The organism is Streptomyces sp. NPDC026500 (assembly GCF_055567635.1).
In genome coordinates this window covers 161,558-177,059 of record NZ_JBVHQB010000006.1, presented here as the reverse complement: position 1 = coordinate 177,059, position 15,502 = coordinate 161,558, and the positions used below count along the sequence as shown (strand labels likewise).

The window sequence follows — 15,502 nt, the reverse complement described above, 5'->3', positions numbered from 1 at the left end:
GCCGGCCCCCACCGGGGCCGCAGTCAAACGCCCCGCCCCCGGCGGCGGCCGGCCCCCACTGGGGCCGCAGTCAAACGCCCCACCCCCGGGCCCGGCAGGGAGCCGCCGACAGCCCCGCCTGGGGCAGCGAGGCCCCGGCCGGGCACGGCGATGCCCGGACCGCGGCCCGCCCCCGCCGCGGCCCGCCCCGGCGGGGCCCAGCCCCCGCCAGGGCCGCACCCGAGCACCCCCGGCAGGGATACGCCCACCGCCCCACCCGGGGCAGCGACACCCCTGCCGGACACGGCGCCCCCGGGGACGGGGCAACGGCCGCCCGCTGCCGACGGGGCAGGACCCGGTCCAGGGCCCCGGGGCCCGGCGGGGGCCGGCGACGGCTGGGGCTGGGGGCCGCCAGGCCCCTCAGCCCACCAGCCGGAGCCGAACCCCGGCCACCCCCACCCGCACGGTCTGCCCCCACATCAGCTCCACCGCATCCCCCTCCATCCCGTCCCCGAACGCGATGAGCCGGTCCGACTCCACGGTGAGGGACAGCCGACCGGACGCCGTGAGCTCGCCGGCCACGAGCGAGGTGCCCGTGGCCGGCGACGGCCAGGCCTCGCGGACGAACCAGAGCAGGCGTTCGTCCGTGGGCCCCGGCAGCGGCAGCCCCCCGCCCCGCTCCTGCCAGACCGAGCGGAGCCAGCCGGTGGCCCCGGTCCCGGTGCCCACCAGCACCCCGGAGGAGGCCTGGGGCTCGACGGCACCCCCGTACTCGTCGAGCCCCAGCCGGTACCGGGCCGTCTGATGGCCCGCGGCCCCCAGATAGATCTCGTTGAGGGCGACGAGCCGCTGGGTGTCGTCCGCGACCGCCTCGACCATGGTCAGCTCCTCGGCGCTGCCCCCGTGCGCCGAGGCGAGCAGCGCGCCCGCGTCCTGGGGCCGGTGCCGCACCAGCACGCCCGGATTGCGTCCGGGGTCGGCGTCGATCCCCACCACCGGCTGACCCACCAGGTACTTGGCGACGTTCGCGACCAGTCCGTCCTGTCCGACCACGACCACCACGTCCTCCGGCGCGAACAGGAAACGGTCCAAGTCGGCCCGTTCCACCCGTGCCTGACGCCAGGTCAGCGGAATGGCCGACACGACCGCGGCGAGCGCCTCGCGGGTCCGCCGGTGCCGTTCGGCCACCTCCGCGATGTCCCGGCCGCGGGAGGACAGGAAGAACGCCGCCTGCCCGTGCGTGCCGTGCCGGGCCGTCAACTCCTCGTACTCGGTGGTCCGGTGGACGAGGACGACCCGGGGCGCGAGACTCACGCCGGGTCCCCGGCGGCCCCGTTGCCCAGCTTGGCGAGCAGCCCGGTGAGGACGTCGGGCGAGACGGTGAGGTTCTCGATCCGCGGCAGGTTCTCCGCGAGCCGGGTGCCGGTCAGTGCGTGCAGCGTGACGACGTCGACGTCGCCGTGGACCCGCAGCCAGGCCGCCTGCGCCTCGGCCCGCGCCGCGCCGACTTCACGTGCCGCCTGGGCCTCGGCCCCGGCGAGCCGCACCTTCCGGGTGGCCTCCGCCTCGGCGAGCCGCAGCGACCGCGTGGCCTCCGCCTCGGCCAGCCGTACCGTGCGGGCCGCCTCCGCCCCGGCGCGCACCGCGTCCGCCGCCGCGAGCTCCTCGGCCTCGCGGCGCGCGTTCGTACCGCGCTGGTCGACCAACTGCTCCTCGCGCCGGGCGAGTTCGATCTGACTGGCGAGTTCGTTCTCGGCGATGGCACGCTCCCGCTCGACGGCGACCGCCCGGCGTTCGTACGTCGCCTTGTCCGCGTCCTGCTGGATCTGCTCGCGGGCGGGGGTGCGCAGGGCCCGCTCCACCTCGGGCTCCGGGCGCAGCGCGACGACCCGCACGGCGACCACCTCGATGCCGGTCGCGGGCAGCCGGGGTTCGGCGGCGAGGCCGTCCGCGACCCGCTCCCGTACCGCCGCGACGCCGTCGACCAGGGCGGACGCCAGTGACGTACGGGCCAGCACGTCGAGCGCGTGCTGCTGGGCCGTCTCGGTCAGCAGCGAGCCCAGCTGCTCCAGCGGGGTGCCGCGCCAGGCGCCGGAGTCGGGGTCTATGGAGAAGTCGATGCGGGAGGCGGCGACCGCGGGGTCGCTGATCCGGTAGGTGACGGTCGCCTGCACCGCGACGTCCTGGAAGTCGGACGTACGGGCGTGGAAGGTCATCGCCAACTCGCGGTCGTCGACCGGGACTTCGGAGAGCGCCGCGGTCAGTGAGCGGTACCAGAAGCTGAGTCCGGGGCCGTCGTGGACCAGGCGTCCCGACATGTGGTGCCGGACGTGGGCGGTGGGCGCCCCGCGCAGATGGCGCCAGCCGAGGCGTCGCGTGATGTCGGCCATGAGTACCCCCTCGTCACCGGGCGGTCCCGGCGACTCCTCGTCCTTCATTGTCGTCACTAGGACGATAACGGGGCGGCCTGCTTATCGTCAAGGGGACGAAATGAATGCGGTGCGGCTCGGGCGATCCGCGGGTGAACAGGCGTCCGGATGGTCAGGATGGACACATGGGATTCCATGTCGACTCCGAGGCCGGGCGGCTGCGCCGCGTCATCCTGCACCGGCCCGATCTCGAGCTCAAAAGGCTCACCCCCAGCAACAAGGACGCGCTCCTCTTCGACGACGTGCTGTGGGTCCGCCGGGCGCGCGCGGAACACGACGGGTTCGCCGACGTGCTGCGCGACCGTGGGGTCACCGTCCACCTCTTCGGCGACCTGCTCGCCGAGACCGTGGCGATCCCGGCGGCCAGGTCGCTCGTCCTGGACCGGGTCTTCGACGAGAAGGAGTACGGGCCGCTCGCCACCGACCATCTCCGGGCCGCCTTCGAGACCCTGCCCGCCCCGGAGCTGGCGTCCGTGCTCGTCGGCGGCATGACCAAGCGCGAGTTCCTGGACACGCACGCGGAGCCCACCTCCGTGCGCTTCCACGTCATGGACCTCGACGACTTCCTCCTGCGGCCGCTGCCCAACCACCTCTTCACCCGTGACACCTCCGCCTGGATCTACGACGGGGTCTCCATCAACGCCATGCGCTGGCCGGCCAGGCAGCGCGAGACCGTGCACTTCGAGGCGATCTACCGGCACCACCCCCTCTTCCGTGAGGAGGGCTTCAATCTCTGGTCGGAGGGGCAGGTGGACTACCCGTCCACCATCGAGGGCGGCGACGTGCTCGTCATCGGCAACGGCGCGGTGCTCATCGGCATGAGCGAGCGGACGACGCCCCAGGCCGTCGAGATGCTCGCGCACAAGCTGTTCGCGGCGGGCTCGGCAAGCACCATCGTGGCGCTCGACATGCCCAAGCGGCGGGCGCTCATGCACCTCGACACCGTGATGACGATGGTCGACGGCGACATCTTCACGCAGTACGCCGGGCTCGGCATGCTCCGCTCGTACACCATCGAACCGGGCGCGGGGGACAAGGAGCTGAAGGTCACCGACCATCCGCCGGAGCACATGCACCGCGCCATCGCCGCGGCGCTCGGCCTCAACGAGATCCGTGTCCTGACCGCCACGCAGGATGTGCACGCGGCCGAGCGGGAGCAGTGGGACGACGGCTGCAACGTCCTCGCCGTCGAGCCGGGCGTCGTCATCGCCTACGAGCGGAACTCCACCACCAACACGCATCTGCGCAAGCAGGGCATCGAGGTGATCGAGATCCCGGGCAGTGAGCTGGGCCGGGGGAGGGGCGGCCCGCGCTGCATGAGCTGCCCCGTCGAACGGGATCCCGTGTAGGCCCCGTCGGAGTGTCGTGGGGGCCGCCGTGGGGGGCCGAACTTCCGAGTGGGCCACGGAGTCGAACGCAAGGCCGCATATAAATGCTGAGCGTCGTATAGAATTCCAAGCGTCCGTCCCCGTCCTCGCCCGCCGTCATCCCTGGAGCGCCCCCATGGCGACAGTCCCGACCGCCCTCGCCGGCCGCCACTTCCTCAAGGAGCTGGACTTCACGGAGGAGGAGTTCCGCGGTCTGGTCGAGCTGGCCGCTGGGCTCAAGGCGGCCAAGCGGGCCGGGGCGGAGACCCGGTATCTGAGCGGCAGGAACATCGCGCTGATCTTCGAGAAGACCTCGACGCGCACGCGCTGCGCCTTCGAGGTCGCGGCCGCGGACCAGGGCGCCTCGACGACGTATCTGGACCCGACCGGCTCCCAGATCGGTCACAAGGAGTCGGTGAAGGACACCGCCCGTGTGCTCGGCCGCATGTTCGATGCCATCGAATACCGCGGTGACAGCCAGGCCGCGGTGGAGGAGCTGGCCGCCTACGCCGGAGTGCCGGTCTACAACGGGCTCACCGACGAATGGCACCCCACTCAGATGCTGGCCGACGTCCTCACGATGACCGAGCACTGCGCCAAGCCGCTCGGCGAGATCACGTTCGCCTATCTGGGGGACGCCCGTTTCAACATGGGCAACTCGTACCTCGTCACCGGCGCGCTGCTCGGCATGGACGTCCGGATAGTCGCTCCGCAGGCCTACTGGCCGGCCGAGGAGATCGTCGCGCAGGCCCGCGAACTCGCCGAGAAGAACGGCGGCCGCATCATTCTCACCGAGCACGTCGGCGAGGGCGTCCGGGGCGCCGACTTCGTGGCCACCGACGTCTGGGTATCCATGGGGGAGCCCAAGGAGGTGTGGGCCGAACGCATCGGCGCCCTCGTCCCGTACGCCGTGACCATGGACGTGCTGCGCGCCACCGGGAACCCGGACGTCAAGTTCCTGCACTGCCTGCCGGCCTTCCACGACCTCGGCACCGAGGTCGGCCGCGGTCTCTACGAGGTGCACGGACTCGATTCGCTGGAGGTCACCGACGAGGTCTTCGAGTCGGCGCACTCCGTCGTCTTCGACCAGGCCGAGAACCGGCTGCACACGATCAAGGCGATCATGGTCGCCACGCTGGCCTGATTTCTCCGTACGATGTCCGGCGGCCCCGGAGCCATCCCTTCCGGGGACCGCCGCGCGACTCTCCCGAACTCTCGACTCCGTTCGAGCGGGGGGCACCCCACCGTCGCACCCGCACCACCAGAAACGAGCACCACCCCGCATGCCCGCTCCACGTATCAAGTCCCCCGCTCAACTGATCGCCGAATCCGGTGCCGACCTCGAAGGCAACGGACTCAAGCGCACGATGGGACTCTTCCAGCTCATCTCCTTCGGCGTCGGCGCCATCGTCGGCACCGGCATCTTCGTCGGACTCTCCGACTCGGTCGCCCAGGCCGGACCCGCCGTGGTCGTCTCCTTCGTCCTCGCCGCGACCACCTGCGTCTTCACGGCTTTCGCGTTCGCGGAACTGGGCGGCGCGATCCCCGTCTCGGGATCCTCGTACTCCTTCGCCTACGCCGGACTCGGCGAGGGCACGGCCTTCCTGGTCGGCTGGTGTCTGCTCCTGGAGTACGGCGTCTCCGTGTCGGCCGTGGCCGTCGGCTGGAGCCAGTACGTCAACGAACTGCTCGCGAGCCTCACCGGTACGCAGCTGCCCGCCGCGCTCTCCGCCGGCCCCTCCGACGGCGGAATCATCAACCTGCCCGCCGTCGTCGTGATCGCGCTGGCCTCGGTCCTGCTGATACGCGGCGTGCGCGAGAGCGCCCGCGCGACCGCCGCGATGGCCGTGCTGAAGCTCGTCGTCCTCGTGCTGTTCTGCGCGATCGGCTTCAGCGCCTTCAAGGACGGCAACCTCACGCCGTTCTCCCCGGCCGGACTCGGCGGCATCGGCGCCGGCACGACGGCCGCCTTCTTCTCGTACATCGGCTTCGACGCGATCACCACGGCCGGCGAGGAGGCCAAGAACCCCCGCCGCGACATCCCCGTCGCCATCCTGGTCTGCATCGGCCTGGTCACGGTGCTGTACTGCGCCGTCGCCCTGGCCGCGATCGGCGCCATCGGCGGCGACAAGGTCGGTGGCCGGCCGGCCGCGCTGTCCTACGTCGTCAACGAGGTCACCGGCTCCACCGTCGGCGGTGCGGTGATCGCCTTCGGCGCGGTCGTCGCCATCGCCTCGGTCGTGCTCGCGGTGATGTACGGCCAGACCCGCATCCTGATGTCGATGTCCCGCGACGGCCTGGTCCCGCGCGTCTTCGAGAAGGTCTCGCCGAGGACCTCGACGCCGGTCGCCGGCACACTGATCGTCGCGCTCGTCTTCGCGCTCCCGGCGGCGTTCGCGTCCCTGGACTCGGTGGTCAACCTGTGCACGATCGGCACGCTCGCCGTGATGGCCGCCGTCAATGTCGCGGTGATCGCGCTGCGCCGCCGCGAGCCGGGTCTCTCCCGCACCTTCCGGGTGCCGCTCTACCCCGCGGTGCCGCTGCTCGGCGTGGGCTTCTGCCTCTATCTGATGTACGAGACCGGCTGGACGACCTGGATCCAGTTCGCCGCCTTCCTCGCGGCCGGATTCCTGGTGTACGTCCTCTACGGGCGCCGCAATTCCCGGCTGGCCCGGACCCGTGCTCGCGCCGGAGCCGAGGCCGCTACAACAGGGGACGCCGCTGAGCGGGAACCACAGGCAGTCTGAACCAGACCGCCTTGCCGGAGTCGGTGGGGCGGTGACCGCAGGCCGAGCTGAGGGCGCGGAGCAGTAGCAGACCGCGCCCGTGCTCCTGCCAGGGGTCGGGCTCTCCGGGCGGGTGCGGGAGTGTGAGGTCGAGCGGCGGCGCCGGGTCCGGATCGTGCACCTCGACCCGGCAGCCGGTCGGCATGAGCTCCACGACCAGCTCTATCGGCCCGTCGCCCGCGGTGTGCTCGACGGCGTTGGCGACCAGCTCCGCGGTGAGCAGCTCGGCGGTGTCGCTGTCGGCCGCGTGCTGCCGCTCGGCGAGTGCCGTGCGGACCAGGGCGCGGGCGACGGGCACGGCCGCGACGGTGTGCGGCAGCGCGATGCGCCAGGAGGCGGGTGACGGGGTGTCGTGCAAGGCGGGTCCGTTCATGGAGCAGGCAGTCCTGCTGACAACCTAAGGAATGGTACGACTCCACCGGGCGAACGCGCGCGGTGGGCTTTCTCGGGACATCGGCCGGTGTGTCCCCCGGGTGTCACGGTCTCCTTTCGGGACGTTCGGTCCGATACGGGGCTGTGTACCCGGACGAACGGTCCCCCTCCCCTGTCTGCTCCCGCCGTTACACGGCTATCGATGATCCGTGACGCCGTGACGGACCGGGGGCACCTCGTGGCCCCCCTTCACGACCTGTGGCCGTCCCTCTCGCGATGCACGACCGTCGCTTCACGACTCGCAGTCATCACGTCATGTCATGTCACATCACGTTGCGTCAGGTCGAACGGTGTCCGGAAAGCGACGCGACCGTCGATTCCCGGACACCACAACCGCCCTATCGCGCACTCATGACGACAGTCACAGATGAGTGATAACTTGGTTGAACAGTCGCATCGCGTCGCCCCCGCCCGAGGAGGCCGCCCGTCATGAGTCCCTTCACCGGCTCCGCCACCCGCACCCCCGACTGGGAGCATCTGCGGTACGAGCTCACCGACGGCGTCGCCACGGTCACCCTGGCCCGCCCCGAGAAGCTCAACGCGCTCACCTTCGGCGCCTACGCCGACCTGCGCGACCTGCTCGCCGAACTGTCCCGAGAGCGGTCCGTACGCGCCCTGGTGCTGGCCGGCGAGGGCCGCGGATTCTGCTCCGGCGGTGACGTCGACGAGATCATCGGCGCGACCCTCTCCATGGACACCGCCCAGCTCCTCGACTTCAACCGGATGACCGGGCAGGTCGTCCGGGCCGTACGGGAATGTCCGTTCCCGGTGATCGCGGCGGTGCACGGGGTGGCGGCGGGTGCCGGAGCCGTGCTGGCGCTGGCCGCCGACTTCCGGGTGGCCGACCCGAGCGCCCGCTTCGCCTTCCTCTTCACCCGGGTCGGGCTGTCCGGCGGCGACATGGGCGCGGCCTATCTGCTGCCCCGGGTGGTCGGGCTCGGCCACGCGACCCGGCTGCTGATGCTCGGCGAACCGGTGCGAGCGCCGGAGGCCGAGCGCATCGGCCTGATCAGCGAACTCACCGACGAGGGGCACGCCGACGAGGGCGCGCAGGCGCTGGCCCGCCGCCTCGCCGACGGTCCGGCCCTTGCGTACGCCCAGACCAAGGCGCTGCTCACCGCGGAACTGGACATGCCGCTCGCCGCCTCCGTCGAACTGGACGCCGCGACCCAGGCCCTGCTGATGAACGGCGAGGACTACGCGGAGTTCCACGCGGCCTTCACGGAGAAGCGGGCCCCGAAGTGGCGGGGGAGGTGAACCCGGGATGCGTGGGGACAGCGGTGCGATGCGCGTCGCGGTGATCGGCGGCGGACCCGGCGGACTCTATGCCGCGGCTCTCCTCAAACGACTGGACCCGGCCCGCGAGATCACCGTCTGGGAACGCAACGCGCCCGACGACACCTTCGGTTTCGGCGTCGTCCTGTCCGACGAGACCCTCGGTGGCATCGAGCACGCCGACCCGGTCGTGTACGCGGCGCTCCAGGCCGAGTTCGTCCGCTGGGACGACATCGACATCGTGCACCGCGGAGTGCGCCACACCTCCGGCGGCCACGGCTTCGCCGCGCTCGGCCGGCGCCGGCTCCTGGAGATCCTGCACGAACGCTGCCGCTCGCTGGGCGTCGAGCTGCGCTTCACGGCCGAGGCCCCGCCCGTGGACGAACTGATGACGGCCTACGACCTCGTCGTCGCCGCCGACGGAGTGCACAGCCTCACGCGCGCGGCCTACGCGGAGGTGTTCCGGCCGTCCGTCGAGGAGCACCGCTGCCGCTACATCTGGCTCGCCGCCGACTTCGCCTTCGACGCCTTCCGCTTCGAGATCGCCGAGACCGAACACGGCGTGATGCAGCTGCACGGCTACCCGTATTCCCGCCCGTCGCCCGACCACCACCCCTCGACGAGGCCCTCCGAGCCACAGCAGCAATTCGGCGGCGCCTCCACCGTCATCGTCGAGATGCGCGAAGAGGTCTGGCGGGCCTCGGGGTTCGCGGACCTCGACGAGGAGGAGTCCGTCGAGCGGTGCGGCAAGATCTTCGCGGACGCGCTCGGCGGACGCCCGCTGCGTGCCAACAAGTCGACGTGGACGACCTTCCGGACGATCGTCAACGACCGCTGGTCGCACGGCAATCTGGTCCTGCTCGGCGACGCGGCCCACACCGCCCACTTCTCCATCGGCTCCGGCACCAAGCTCGCCGTCGAGGACGCGCTCGCGCTGGCCGCCTGTCTGGAGGAACGGCCCTCCCTGGAGGCGGCGTTGGCGGCGTACGAGGAGGAGCGGCGCCCCGTCGTGGCCTCCACCCAGCGGGCCGCCCGCGCCAGCCTCGAATGGTTCGAGGACATCGACCGCCATCTCGGCCAGCCCACCCGGCAGTTCGCGTTCAACCTCCTGACCCGCAGCCGCCGTGTCACCCACGACAACCTGCGGCTGCGTGATCCGCACTTCGTGGCCGCGGTCGAGCGGGAGTTCCGCTGCCCGCCCGGCACCCCGCCGATGTTCACCCCGTTCCGGATGCGCGGCCTGACCCTGCGCAACCGTGTCGTCGTCTCACCGATGGACATGTACTCGGCCGTGGACGGCGTCCCCGGCGACTTCCATCTCGTCCACCTGGGCGCGCGGGCTCTCGGTGGCGCCGGCCTCGTGATGACCGAGATGGTGTGCGTCAGCGCGGAGGGCCGCATCACGCCCGGCTGCGCGGGCATCTACACCGCCCGGCAGGCCGAGTCCTGGCGGCGGATCGTCGATTTCACGCACCAACAGGCACCGGGCACCGCGATCGGCCTCCAGCTCGGCCATGCCGGCCGCAAGGGCTCGACACGGCTGATGTGGGAGGGCATCGACGAACCCCTGCCGGACGGCAACTGGCCGCTCGTGGCCGCCTCCCCTCTCCCGTACAAGCCGGACAGCCAGACCCCCCGCGAGCTGTCCCGCGCCCAGCTCACCGATCTGCGCGAGCAGTTCACCGCGGCCGCCTGCCGCGCCGCCCGCAGCGGCTTCGACCTCCTCGAACTGCACTGCGCCCACGGCTACTTGCTCTCCGGGTTCCTCTCGCCGCTGACCAACCTGCGCACCGACGCGTACGGCGGATCACTCGACAAGCGGCTGCGCTTCCCGCTCGAGGTGTTCGACGCGGTACGGGCGGTGTGGCCGCCGGAACGGCCGATGACCGTGCGTATATCCGCCACCGACTGGGCGGAGGGCGGCACCACCGGGGACGACGCGGTGGCGATCGCCCGGGCCTTCGCCGCGCACGGCGCCGACGCGGTCGACGTGTCCACCGGCCAGGTGGTCGCGGACGAGCGCCCCGAGTACGGCCGCTCCTACCAGACGCCGTACGCCGACCGGATCCGCCACGAGACCGGCCTCCCGGTGATCGCCGTCGGCGCGATCTCCTCCTGGGACGACGTCAACTCGCTGATCCTGGCCGGGCGGACCGACCTGTGCGCACTCGCCAGGCCGCACCTCTACGACCCCAACTGGACGCTGCACGCGGCGGCCGAACAGGGCTACGAGGGACCGGGCGCCGGCTGGCCGATGCCCTACCGCGCGGGCAGCCGTCCTCCACGGACCGGCCGTACGGACGCCCCCAAGCCCCGCCTCACGTTGGGCACTTGAGGGCAAGCCTGTCGGGCGGGGAGAGGTGCGTACGGCCCTCCCGGACGTCCCGCGTGAGCGCGGGCACGTCCGGCCCCGCGGTGATCACGCCGTCGGCGCGGGACATCCCGCGGCGGAGGTCACACGCCGTCGGCGCGCCCGGACCACGGGGGCACCCCGGCGAACTCCGCCCCCGCGTCCCGCAGTCGCTCGTGCAGTGCCCGGAAGACGGTGGCCGAGCGGGCGCCGGGCCATTCCTCGGGGAGCAGCGCGGCGGGCAGCCCCGGGTCGGTGTACGGGAGATGGCGCCAGGAGTCGAGGGCGAGCAGATAGTCGCGGTAGGCCTCTTCGGGCGGGGTGTCCGCGCGCCCCTCCCAGGCGTGCAGCACGCGCGCGTGCCGCCCGAGGAACGCCTCGTGCTCCTTGGCGATCGCCGCCAGGTCCCACCAGCGCGCCACCGCGTCGGCCGTCGCGGCGAACCCCAGATGCTCGCCGCGGAACAGCTCCACATACGGATCGAGCCGCAGACGCTCCAAGGTGTGCCGGGTCTCCTCGTACAGCCGCGCCGGGGCGAGCCACACCCCGGGGGCGGCCGTGCCGAAGCCGAGTCCGGCGAGCCGCGAGCGCAGGACGTGCCTCTTCTGCCGCTCCGACTCGGGCACGGAGAAGACGGCGAGCACCCAGCCGCCGTCCTCGGGGGGCGTCGACGCGTACACCCTGCGGTCGCCGTCGTCGAGCAACTGCCGCGCGTCCGGCGACAGCGCGTACCCGGCCGCGCCCGCCGCGGTGCGCGCCGGCTCCAGCAGCCCGCGGCGCTTGAGCCGGGACACCGACGACCGTACCGAGGGCGCGTCGACGCCGACCGCGGCGAGGAGCCGGATCAGCTCGGCCACCGGCACCGGGCCGGGCGTGAACCGGCCGTACGCGCCGTAGAAGGTGACGATGAGGGACCGGGGGGCGTGTTGCTCTGACACGTTGATCACTCTAGTGCGCGAAGATCACTTGGGATCGCCGCCCGCGGGCAAGTCACCCTCGGGTGCGGGAGGTGACAGTGTGTCAGCATCCGTCTCCTCGCGCAGCCGGAACCGCTGGAGTTTCCCCGTGGCGGTGCGTGGCAGCGCGTCCAGGAAGACGATCTCGCGGGGGCATTTGTACGGCGCCAGCTCGGCCTTGAGGAAGGCGCGCAGCGCCTCGGCGTCCCGGCGCGCGCCCTCCTTGAGCACGGTGTAGGCCACCACGATCTGCCCGCGTGCTTCATCGGGCCGCCCGACGACCGCCGTCTCGAGAACGTCCGGGTGCCGCATCAGGGCGTCCTCGACCTCGGGGCCCGCGATGTTGTACCCCGCCGAGATGATCATGTCGTCGGCACGGGCCACATAGCGGAAGTAGCCGTCGGGATCGCGGACGTAGGTGTCGCCGGTGATGTTCCAGCCACCGCGTACGTACTCCCGCTGCCGGGGGTCGGCGAGATACCGGCAGCCGACCGGGCCGCTCACGGCGAGCAGACCGGGTTCGCCGTCCGCCACCGGCGCCCCGTCTTCGTCGACTACGCGCGCGTGCCACCCCGGCACCGGCAGGCCCGTCGTGCCGGGGCGGATCTGACCGTCGGCGGCGGAGATGAAGATGTGCAGCAGCTCGGTGGCGCCGATGCCGTTGATGATGCCGAGACCGGTGCGCCCGTGCCAGTCCCGCCAGGTCGCCGCGGGCAGGTTCTCGCCCGCGGACACACAGCGCCGCAGGGACCCGATGTCGTGCTCGGCCGGCTCCGTCTGCTCCGCCCGTTCAGCCAGTTCGGCCAGCATCGCCCGGTAGGCGGTCGGCGCGGTGAACAGTACGGAGACCCGGTGCTCGGCGATCGCGGGCAGCAACTGCTTGGGGCCCGCCTGTTCGAGCAGCAGGGAGCAGGCGCCGGCGCGCAGGGGGAAGACGACGAGACCACCGAGCCCGAAGGTGAAGCCCAGGGGAGGACTGCCGGCGAAGACATCGTCCTCGTGCGGCTGCAACACATGCTTCGAGAAGGTGTCCGCTATCGCCAACACATCGCGGTGGAAGTGCATACAGCCCTTGGGCCGTCCGGTGGTGCCCGAGGTGAACGCGATCAGCGCCACGTCGTCGGCGGCCGTGTCCACCGCGTCGAAGGGCTCGTCCGGGGCGCCGGTGATCCGCAGCAGCAGATCGTCGGGCGCGTCACCGCCGTACGTCGTGACCCGCAGTCCGGGGATCTCGGCCTTGACCAGGTCGTCGACCGAGCGGATGTCGCACAGGGCGTGCGTCACCCGCGCGATCCCGCACATGGTGCTCAGTTCGTGCGGCCGTTGCTGGGCGAGCACCGTGACGGCGACCGCGCCCGCCTTCAGCACCGCCAGCCAGCAGGCCGCCAGCCACGGTGTGGTCGGACCGCGCAGCAGCACCCGGTTGCCCGGGACGACGCCCAGCTCGCCGCTCAGCACATGGGCGATCCGGTCGACACGGGTGCGCAGCTGTCCGTACGTCCACGGGGCGCCGGACGGCGTACGGAACGCCGGGCGTTCGGGGTCGGTGTCCGCGAGGAGTTCGGCGGCGCAGTTGAGCCGAACGGGGTAGCGGAGTCCGGGCAGGTCGAAGCGGAGTTCGGGCCACTGCTCGGGGGGCGGGAGATGGTCGCGCGCGAAGGTGTCGACGTGGGCCGAGAGTGCCGGCCCCAAGGTGTCCGCGGGATCCGCTCGATCTGCGGGATCCACAGGGTCCATGGAGGGTTCGCCCCCTTGCCTTGGTGGGCGTCGTGGTGGGCTCGCACAAGGAGCGTATCGTGTTGGTGACGACAGTCAACGGTTCGCGATAACGTGGGTGGCGTCCGACGGGGAGAGGGGACGGGCAATGACCGCATTCTCGCTTGATCCGGGGCAGACCGCCTGGTGTGCCGAGCTGCGCGCCCTGGCCGCGGAACACCTGCGCCCACTGGCCGACAAGGGCGAGCCGGGCCACGTCAACCGACCGCTCGTCGCCGAACTCGGCCGACTCGGGCTGCTCTCCCGCCTGTTCACCTCAGGCGCCCTCGACCTCTGCCTGATGCGCGAGTCCCTGGCCCAGGTGTGCACCGAGGCCGAGACGGCACTGGCCCTTCAGGGGCTCGGCGCGCATCCGGTCCACGCGTACGGCACCGCGGCCCAGCGCGAGCACTGGCTGCCCCGGGTCGCGGACGGCGGTGCCGTGGCGGCCTTCGCGCTGAGCGAGCCCGGCGCGGGCTCGGACGCCGCCGCGCTGGCGCTGCGGGCGGACGAGGACGGCACCGGCGGCTGGCGGCTCACCGGGGAGAAGTGCTGGATCTCCAACGCCCCCGAGGCCGACTTCTACACCGTCTTCGCACGGACCTCGCCCGACGCCGGAGCCCGCGGCGTCACCGCCTTCCTGGTCCCCGCCGACCGCCCCGGCCTCACCGGCACCCCGCTCGACATGCTCTCCCCGCACCCCATCGGAGCCCTCGCCTTCGACGCCGTACCCGTCACGGCGGACGACGTCCTCGGCGAACCCGACCACGGGTTCCGGGTCGCCATGAACACCCTCAACCTCTTCCGGCCGAGCGTGGGCGCCTTCGCCGTCGGCATGGCGCAGGCTGCGCTGGACGCGACCCTCGCGCACACGACGCGACGCGAGGCGTTCGGCGGCCCGCTGAAGGAGCTGCAGACCGTGGCCCACCGGGTCGCCGAGATGGCGCTGCGCACCGAGGCGGCCCGCCTGATGGTGTACGCGGCCGCGGCGGCCTACGACGAGGGGGCAGCGGACGTTCCCCGGCGGGCGGCGATGGCGAAGCTGCTCGCGACGGAGACGGCCCAGTACGTCGTCGACGCGGCCGTCCAGCTGCACGGCGCCCGTGCCCTGCGCCGGGGTCACCTCCTCGAACACCTCTACCGCGAGGTGCGCGCGCCGCGTATCTACGAAGGGGCCAGCGAGGTCCAACGGACGGTCATCGCCAAAGAGTTGTACCGGGCGGCCGCACAGAGCCCGGAAGCGGCCGAGCAGGCACGGGAAACGGGGTCCGCATGACTGCTGAACAGACACGGGAAACGGGGTCGGCATGACTGCCGAACAGACACGGGAAACGGGGTCCGCATGACCGCCGAGCGCGTCAACCCGCCGGAGCTCTCCCCGGCGGCCGGGTTCTCCCACGCCGTCGTCGCCACCGGCTCCCGTGTCGTCTTCCTGGCCGGACAGACCGCGCTCGACGTGGACGGGAAGGTGGTGGGGGAGACCCTGCCCCTGCAGTTCGAGCGGGCGCTGACCAATCTGCTGACCGCGCTGCGTGCGGCGGGCGGCGGTCCCGCCGACCTCGCCCGGGTCACTGTCTACGCCACGGACGTCGCCGACTACCGGATCCACGCTCCCGAACTGGGCCGCATCTGGCGCCGGTTGGCGGGCCGCGACTACCCCGCGATGGCCGTCATCGGCGCCACGCGCCTGTGGGACGAACAGGCGCTGGTCGAACTCGACGGCTTCGCCGTGCTGGCGTAGGGCACGCGGGGGAAGCGGAGATCAGGCCGCGACGGCCAACTGGTCGGCGAACACCCGGTGCGGAGCGATCACACTGCCGTCGGGGAGCAGTTCGCCGCTGTCGTCGAAGACGATCGCGCCGTTGCACAGGAGGTTCCAGCCCTGCTCGGGGTGGGCCGAAACGATGTGCGGGGCGGTGACGTCCGCGGACGGGCACGAAGACTGGTGTGAACACATGGTGCACCTCCACGTGGGATGCGAAGAGTGTCGGCGGCGTTGTCGTCGCCCTCGCATGAATAGACCATGCGCGCGTGGCGAACTGATCGGAACAGCCGGTCGTGAAGCGTGACAACACGAGGACAACTCTCGGACGTCCCCAAGACGGACGGTGCCAACTCGCCACCAAAGGGGTGATGATCACCGCCCTCGGGGTCGCGGACCGGTACCTGTTGA

The 15,502-nt window shown here is 72.0% G+C and carries 13 protein-coding genes; 7 read left to right on the top strand and 6 right to left on the bottom strand.

Annotated elements, in window-relative coordinates; genetic code table 11:
* Positions 1-399: 399 nt before the first annotated feature.
* Both ACZ4N5_RS13690 and ACZ4N5_RS13685 read right to left on the bottom strand, forming a co-directional pair.
* On the bottom strand, positions 400-1,293 hold the full coding sequence (locus tag ACZ4N5_RS13690; RefSeq protein WP_467757275.1) for a hypothetical protein: 894 nt from the start codon (positions 1,291-1,293) through the stop codon (positions 400-402).
* On the bottom strand, positions 1,290-2,369 hold the full coding sequence (locus ACZ4N5_RS13685) for an SPFH domain-containing protein (RefSeq protein ID WP_467757424.1): 1,080 nt from the start codon (positions 2,367-2,369) through the stop codon (positions 1,290-1,292). The genes ACZ4N5_RS13690 and ACZ4N5_RS13685 overlap by 4 nt, the downstream gene beginning before the upstream one ends.
* A 164-nt stretch (positions 2,370-2,533) precedes the next feature.
* On the opposite strand from ACZ4N5_RS13685, the gene ACZ4N5_RS13680 reads away from it, so the two are divergent.
* The 3 genes from ACZ4N5_RS13680 (at position 2,534) to ACZ4N5_RS13670 (ending at position 6,522) form a co-directional block, all read left to right on the top strand.
* Positions 2,534-3,757: an arginine deiminase gene (locus tag ACZ4N5_RS13680; RefSeq protein WP_467757274.1), complete on the top strand. Its 1,224-nt coding sequence runs from the start codon at positions 2,534-2,536 to the stop codon at positions 3,755-3,757.
* A gap of 154 nt (positions 3,758-3,911) precedes the next feature.
* A complete protein-coding gene (argF, locus tag ACZ4N5_RS13675) occupies positions 3,912-4,919 on the top strand; it encodes an ornithine carbamoyltransferase (protein ID WP_467757273.1) in 1,008 nt (335 codons plus the stop codon).
* Positions 4,920-5,058: 139 nt separating this feature from the next.
* Complete coding sequence (locus tag ACZ4N5_RS13670) at positions 5,059-6,522, top strand: amino acid permease (RefSeq protein WP_467757272.1); 1,464 nt, start codon at positions 5,059-5,061, stop codon at positions 6,520-6,522.
* Here ACZ4N5_RS13670 and ACZ4N5_RS13665 read toward each other — a convergent pair.
* Positions 6,479-6,934 (bottom strand): ATP-binding protein, encoded by a 456-nt coding sequence (locus tag ACZ4N5_RS13665; protein ID WP_467757271.1) that lies wholly within the window; start codon positions 6,932-6,934, stop codon positions 6,479-6,481. The genes ACZ4N5_RS13670 and ACZ4N5_RS13665 overlap by 44 nt on opposite strands.
* A gap of 488 nt (positions 6,935-7,422) precedes the next feature.
* Between ACZ4N5_RS13665 and ACZ4N5_RS13660 the strand changes: the two genes are divergently transcribed.
* Complete coding sequence (locus ACZ4N5_RS13660) at positions 7,423-8,250, top strand: enoyl-CoA hydratase family protein (RefSeq protein ID WP_261707765.1); 828 nt, start codon at positions 7,423-7,425, stop codon at positions 8,248-8,250.
* 7 nt (positions 8,251-8,257) lie between these two features.
* Positions 8,258-10,603, top strand: a complete 2,346-nt coding sequence (locus ACZ4N5_RS13655; protein ID WP_467757270.1) for a bifunctional salicylyl-CoA 5-hydroxylase/oxidoreductase — start codon at positions 8,258-8,260, stop codon at positions 10,601-10,603.
* A 119-nt stretch (positions 10,604-10,722) separates the two neighbouring features.
* On the opposite strand, the gene ACZ4N5_RS13650 is transcribed toward ACZ4N5_RS13655, so the two are convergent.
* Positions 10,723-11,565: a PaaX family transcriptional regulator gene (locus tag ACZ4N5_RS13650; RefSeq protein ID WP_467757269.1), complete on the bottom strand. Its 843-nt coding sequence runs from the start codon at positions 11,563-11,565 to the stop codon at positions 10,723-10,725.
* 15 nt (positions 11,566-11,580) lie between these two features.
* Positions 11,581-13,311, bottom strand: a complete 1,731-nt coding sequence (locus ACZ4N5_RS13645) for an AMP-binding protein (protein ID WP_467757268.1) — start codon at positions 13,309-13,311, stop codon at positions 11,581-11,583.
* Positions 13,312-13,438: 127 nt separating this feature from the next.
* Between ACZ4N5_RS13645 and ACZ4N5_RS13640 the strand changes: the two genes are divergently transcribed.
* Positions 13,439-14,605 (top strand): acyl-CoA dehydrogenase family protein, encoded by a 1,167-nt coding sequence (locus ACZ4N5_RS13640; protein ID WP_467757267.1) that lies wholly within the window; start codon positions 13,439-13,441, stop codon positions 14,603-14,605.
* Positions 14,606-14,671: 66 nt separating this feature from the next.
* Positions 14,672-15,070, top strand: coding sequence for a RidA family protein (locus ACZ4N5_RS13635; RefSeq protein ID WP_467757266.1), 399 nt, complete (start codon positions 14,672-14,674; stop codon positions 15,068-15,070).
* A gap of 21 nt (positions 15,071-15,091) precedes the next feature.
* Here ACZ4N5_RS13635 and ACZ4N5_RS13630 read toward each other — a convergent pair whose 3' ends face one another.
* Positions 15,092-15,286: a DUF5999 family protein gene (locus ACZ4N5_RS13630; protein ID WP_467757265.1), complete on the bottom strand. Its 195-nt coding sequence runs from the start codon at positions 15,284-15,286 to the stop codon at positions 15,092-15,094.
* Between the last annotated feature and the right edge of the window lie 216 nt (positions 15,287-15,502).